At 57.8% G+C, this 5666-nt stretch carries 5 protein-coding genes; 1 reads left to right on the top strand and 4 read right to left on the bottom strand.

What is annotated here, in order from left to right; genetic code table 11:
* Positions 1–142 precede the first annotated feature (142 nt).
* From BMW75_RS28935 to BMW75_RS28920, 4 genes are all read right to left on the bottom strand, one after another.
* On the bottom strand, positions 143–1027 hold the full coding sequence (locus tag BMW75_RS28935) for a Bug family tripartite tricarboxylate transporter substrate binding protein (protein WP_175493304.1): 885 nt from the start codon (positions 1025–1027) through the stop codon (positions 143–145).
* Positions 1028–1167: 140 nt separating this feature from the next.
* Complete coding sequence (locus BMW75_RS28930) at positions 1168–2121, bottom strand: 2-hydroxyacid dehydrogenase (protein ID WP_217646979.1); 954 nt, start codon at positions 2119–2121, stop codon at positions 1168–1170.
* A complete protein-coding gene (locus tag BMW75_RS28925; RefSeq protein ID WP_092582900.1) occupies positions 2118–2855 on the bottom strand; it encodes a class II aldolase/adducin family protein in 738 nt (245 codons plus the stop codon). The genes BMW75_RS28930 and BMW75_RS28925 overlap by 4 nt, the downstream gene beginning before the upstream one ends.
* Before the next feature lie 21 nt (positions 2856–2876).
* Positions 2877–4109, bottom strand: coding sequence for an FAD-dependent monooxygenase (locus BMW75_RS28920; protein WP_092582899.1), 1233 nt, complete (start codon positions 4107–4109; stop codon positions 2877–2879).
* A gap of 105 nt (positions 4110–4214) precedes the next feature.
* On the opposite strand from BMW75_RS28920, the gene BMW75_RS28915 reads away from it, so the two are divergent.
* Positions 4215–5144, top strand: a complete 930-nt coding sequence (locus tag BMW75_RS28915) for a LysR family transcriptional regulator (protein WP_092582898.1) — start codon at positions 4215–4217, stop codon at positions 5142–5144.
* Positions 5145–5666: the final 522 nt, after the last annotated feature.

The following is a 5666-nucleotide window of genomic DNA, read 5'->3' as shown; positions in this document are numbered from 1 at the left end:
GCTTCGAAAAATCGAAGTGAAGACCGCCCAAGGTGATGCGGATCAGGCTATTGCGCTGTAGCTGGCAGGACGAAAAGCGTTTCCACACAGCCTCGGCCAGAAGCGGCCACTTGCCTTGTCGACATATCAAGATAGCTCACGATCACTGCATAGTGATATTCCGATCTTTGATGAGCTTGGCCCAGCGGGCACCCTCATCTTGGATCATTTTCGCGAGTTCCGCGGGACGGTTTGTTATTACGCCATACCCACGTTCCTGAAGCTTCTGAACGAGTTGTTCGCTCTTGAGGGCCATTTCAACTTCGGTGCGCAGCCGTTCGACAATGGCCGGAGGAGTTCCAGCCGGAGCAACGAATGCAGACCAGCTTGCTAGCGCGAGTTGCGGCATTCCTTGTTCCGCGACGGTGGGAATTTGCGGCAGCAAGGGGGCTCGAGACTCCCCCGTGACAGCAAGTGCGCGAAGCTTACCGGTTTGAAGATACGGAAGGACAGTCGCAGGAGCTTCGAAGAAAATATCGACCCGACCAGCGATCAAGTCATTTAGCGCCGGAGCCCCGCCTTTGTATGGCACGTGTGTCAGGGCGATGTCTGCCTCCCGGTTGAGCAATTCACCCATCAGGTGCGGCGTGGTTCCATACCCTGGCGACGCGAAGGTGAGAGCTTGCGGAGTAGATTTCGCAGCGTTAATCACGTCTTTGAGAGTCTTGTAGGGGGACTGGCTATTGACCACCAGCACTAATGGAAATTGGCTTACTGTGCTGATGGGAGCAAAAGAATCTGGCTTCACGGGAGCGTCCTTCTGCAAGTAAGGCACGATGGTCAACGTGCTGGCGTTCGGCATCAGCAACGTATAGCCGTCTGGATCGGCTCGTAACACTCTAGCCGCCGCAATCATGCCTCCCGCTCCTGCGACGTTCTCGATGATCACAGGCTGTCCCAGCCCACTCTGCAGGCGCTCGGCGATGAGTCTTGCCACGATGTCAGACTGGCCACCAGCCGAAAAAGGCACGATCAGTTTGATGGGCATGGAGGGATAAGCCTCGGCGGCAGTGGTGCTAGCCCAGGGAGCGTTGAGTCCAACTATGAAGGCGCACGCGCTCAGAATTTTCCGGAACATGGCTTGTCTCTTTATGTGTTTTGATAGTGGGGAAAGTTGAGCCTTGCGGCTTAATAGCCCGCAATCCTGTCAACCTCGTTGAGGAGCGGATCTCCATTTGCAAGACGGTGGAGATTCTCAATGAACTGTTCGACTACCGGGCCGACGGACGGCTGCGCTGCGATGTGCGGTGTGACTAGAATTTTTTCGTGCCGCCATAACGGGCTGTCGGTGGGCAGCGGCTCCGTCGACATCACGTCCAGCGCGGCTCCGCTTAAATGGCCCTCGTTCACAAGAGCCAAAAGGTCGTCCTCGACGACGATTCCGCCTCGCGCCACGTTAATCACAAAGCTGCCCTTGGGAAGCTTGGCAAGTTGATTTCTGCTCAGCAGGCGGGCAGTCTGTGGAGTGCCCGGCAACAGGCAAACCAGAAAATCGGCTTGTGCGAGGAACGGATCCATACCCTGTTCGCCGACGAAAACCGGCACCCGGGACGCCCGGGAATCCGAGCGGGTCCAACCGATGACGTTGAAGCCCAACGCGGCGACCACGTCAGCTACCACCGCGCCGATTGAACCCAGGCCCATGACCCCGACGGTAATCTCTCGCGCATCGGGGACGGGCAAGCGCCTCCACTCACCTGCCGCGTGCTGCTGTTCCATCTTCGGCAGCATGCGGAACTGTCGCAAAATCTGTAGTGATACGTACTGCGCCATGCTGAGGCCGAGACCAGGCTCCACGGCTCGAGTGATCCGAACGTGCGCTGGTAGGTCCGGGGCTGAGATGATTCCGTCTGCGCCGGCGCCCACGGAAGCAGCAAGCTTTAGGTTGGGTAACCGCGGTGCAATGCCTGCCGGGAGCTTGAACGCGAAGACCGCAGTGACATCTGGATCGGTTTCCATGGTTAGCTCGGTCACGATCTCGAGGTCCGGTGCGCGCGCCCGAAGTGCCTCGTATCGGGCGGTGACGAAATCGGACGTGAGAAGCATCAGGACTTTCGGAGGGAGCGAGACTATCTTGCTCATTTTGATGTCCTCTCGGCACTGAACTGAGGATTGTGCCGACGCGCCTGGCGTACCAGGAGCTTCCAACGCAAATCGATGACGTCGGGCCTTTGCAAGAATGCCTTTGTCTGGCGAATTTCGGCGGCGGGAAGGAGCTTCGGGGTACCGACGGCCATGGCGCTGAGTTGAACGCGCGCGGCGAACTCGAGAACGGTGGCAGCAATCGTCGTCTCCGCAACAGATGCGCCAACGACTACCGAGCCATGATTGCGGAGCAGAATGGCACGGTTAGACCCCAGCCATGAGGCGATGTTCGCTCCTTCCTTCTTGTCGAGTACGATCCCATCAAACTCATCGAACAGCACGATGTCCTCGTAGAACAGCGCACCGCTCTGCGTCACCGGCTCCAGATTGCTGCCCACAATCCCCAGCGTCAGCGAGGCCTCGGAATGGGTGTGCAGAATGCAACAGACCTCGGGCCGGGCCTCATAAATCTCAGTATGGATGTTGAGCGTCGGATTGCACGGAAGGGTGCCGGTGACCGTGCGCAAATCAAAATCCGATTCGATCAGCTCATCTGCGGTGGCTTCTTCAAAGCCGTATCCGTACGGGATGCTCCAGAAAGTGCGAGCGCCGGGAAGGCGCGCGGTCAAATGCCCTGAAATTCCGCTGCCTTGGCCATCCATGGCGAGGATTTGAAATGCATGCACCAGGTCATGCAGGAGCGTGCTCAGGGGGTCAGTTGAGTAAGTCATAGTTTCGAACGTCTTGTGAGTTCAAGTTGCGATGCGCGTTGGCTGATTGCCAACGACATCAACGGAGGTGGCGTCATAGCTGAACAGCCATTCGTACCGCTCGCGCACGCGGTCTTCGTTCCATTCCCGATCCACATAGCGGCCTGCCTCAACTGCGTCAGCAAGAAGCGGATTGTGAAACCGAGCCGCGTTAGCGGCAGAGCCGAGCACGATGCGCGACGTGCGTTCCATGCGCAGGGCCTGATATCGAGCGAGGCCCGCTATTGGGTCTTGGGTGTGAGCTTCCAGGCATCGAGCGAGAACGATGCCATCCTCCAATGCCATCACGGCGCCTTGCGCCAGGAACGGCAGCGTCGAGTGACATGCATCGCCTAAAAGAGTCGCTCTACCAACGGTCCAGTTATCCATCGGCTGACGGCTCAGCAGAGCCCATTTGAAGGGTTGCTGGATGCCCTTTATCAAACACTGGACGTCCTCGTGCCAATGTGTGAAATCACGGAGGCATTCCTCGACGCTGCCGCGCTCAGTCCAAGATTCAACCAGCCAATCGTCGCGCTCGACGATTCCCACAAAGTTGACGAGCTCGCCATTGCGCAACGGATAGTGGATGACGTGGGCTCCGGGACCGATCCAGTTAGTGCCGATGCTTGCGCGCAAGTGGTCGGGCAGTTTGTCGCGGGGCACCAGGCCGCGCCAGGCTACGCAGCCAGTGAACTGTGCGTCACTTTGGCCAAACATCGCGCGCCTTATTTGCGAATGCACGCCATCAGCGCCAATCAGGATATCTCCTCGGACTGTTTCGCCATTCTCCAGCGTCACATCGACGCCTTCAGAGTCTTGACTGACATCCACGGCCCGTGCTGCCAACCTGATAGCGTCGGGTTGCTCCTCGCGTACACGGCGCTCCATCAAGGCGTGCAGATCAGCGCGGTAGATCAGGTAGTAGGGAAAGCCGAACTTCTGTACTGACTCCGCGCCCAAATCGAAGAGCTTCCATGTTTGGCCGGTGCTCCACAGGCGCACCTGCTTGCCAGCAGCCTCCGTGGCCATACTCCGGAGTTCGTCACCAAGGCCCAGATCGGCCAAGCAGCGGGAGCCGTTGGCGCTTACCTGGAACCCCGCTCCTACCTCTCCGAGCCGAGGGGCCTGCTCCAGAACCGTCACTTGAAAGCCGCGGCGAATCAGCGCCAGCGCACAGCACAGTCCTCCGATGCCGGCGCCGGCGATGATGATCCGTGGGTTATTGGTCGGCATAAATAGATCCTTCTAGAACTGGCCGAAAACGACTACGGAATGATTACAACGCGGACCGAAAGATTTGATAAGTTAAACTATCAAATCAATTAATAGGTATTCCTTATGAATGTGAGCACACGACAACTACAAGCGTTTCTCGCCGTGGCTCAACTTGGAAGCTTCACGCGCGCTGCGGAAAAACTGTTCGTCACGCAGGCTGGTTTGAGTTTGATGCTCAAGGATTTCGAAACGCAGGTGGGTGCCCGTCTGTTTGATCGCACCACAAGGTCCGTCCATCTGACTGCAGTGGGCGAGGCACTTATACCTACTGTGCGAAGTATGTTGTTGGATTGGGAGCGGGCAACGTCTAACGTTGGTCGACTTGCAGCCGAAGCCGAGCAGCAAGTCACTTTGGCCGCGACGCCACTAATTGCCGCCAGTGTGCTTCCTCGATGGCTGCAAGCTTTTGGCCAAGCGCAGCCAAGCATCCGAGTCCAGATCGCCGACCTGGACCGCCAACAGATACTGTCGGGCATAGAATCCGGCGAAATTGACCTTGGCCTCGGGGCGTTCTTCAAACCTGCGGTGGGAATTGAGCGTCAACTATTGGCGACTTTCCCCATGGTACTTGTGAGCCCCCGTCCACAGACGCCCGCTGGCCGTAAGACACAGGTTGGACCAACTGCGAAATGGTCGGCGGTGGCTGAAAGCTGCCTCCTCTCCCTTCCTAACGACAACCCGATTCAGAAGCTCGTCGATGCTCAACTCCGAGCCCTAAACCTAGCGACCGAACGCCGCGGTGCGCTACAGAACATTCAAGCCATAATCGCGATGGTGGAGGCCGGGCATGGCTTGGCTGCATTGCCGGCCTTCGTGGTGCCGGCTTGCGTCCGTTACGACGTGATAGTGCAGACCCTCGTCGAGCCTGTGGTTCCAATCGAATTCTTCGTAGTGAGCAAAAAGGGCCGTCAAAAGACAGCTCTGGCCACCAAGCTCATCGCCTCTCTTCGAGGACAATTTCAGACGATATCCAACTCGGCGGATGTGATCTGATTACCTATGGCGGCGATTTCAGTGTTTCTCAACCGCACCTGCCGGCCGGTCCGTTGTGCGAGCTTGCTATAGCGCTAGCAAGCGAACTCGGACGCACGTACATTAGCTGAACTGTGCGGGCGAGAACAACCAGCTTCATAGCAGGAGAAGTCGCTTTTCCCGGGTCGTAATCGCTCTTCGCGCCCATTATCCTTTCGCTGCACGGCGGCCCCTGCTCAACGCGGTCTGAATGGCCGCTTCGGGTCGAGGCTGTGTGGAAACGCTTTTCGTCCTGCCAGCTACAGCGCAATAGCCTGATCCGCATCACCTTGGGCGGTCTTCACTTCGATTTTTCGAAGCGGGGCTCACTCAAGGCCGTTTGGGCGGCCCGGATAGGGCCTGAGGTGCGTTATGGGTCACATGAAGGGCTCAGCCGCCCATCGCCAGCACCGCTTTCATGGTCTGCTGGTAGCCCAGGATTTGCATGACCCGCTTGAGGTTATAGGCCAGTACATTCAAGCTCATTTCCGTGCTCACATTCCC

Origin of the sequence: Achromobacter sp. NFACC18-2 (assembly GCF_900108985.1) — a bacterium.
Classification (GTDB): domain Bacteria; phylum Pseudomonadota; class Gammaproteobacteria; order Burkholderiales; family Burkholderiaceae_B; genus Achromobacter.
The sequence above is the reverse complement of the archived record's forward strand: the minus strand, read 5'-3'. Positions and strand labels throughout refer to the sequence as shown.

Coding starts and splice junctions, on each gene's coding strand:
- BMW75_RS28925 (WP_092582900.1), bottom strand. CDS start 2,855: ATGACTTACTCAACTGACCCCCTGAGCACGCTCCTGCATGACCTGGTG.
- BMW75_RS28915 (WP_092582898.1), top strand. CDS start 4,215: ATGAATGTGAGCACACGACAACTACAAGCGTTTCTCGCCGTGGCTCAA.
- BMW75_RS28935 (WP_175493304.1), bottom strand. CDS start 1,027: ATGCCCATCAAACTGATCGTGCCTTTTTCGGCTGGTGGCCAGTCTGAC.
- BMW75_RS28920 (WP_092582899.1), bottom strand. CDS start 4,109: ATGCCGACCAATAACCCACGGATCATCATCGCCGGCGCCGGCATCGGA.
- BMW75_RS28930 (WP_217646979.1), bottom strand. CDS start 2,121: ATGAGCAAGATAGTCTCGCTCCCTCCGAAAGTCCTGATGCTTCTCACG.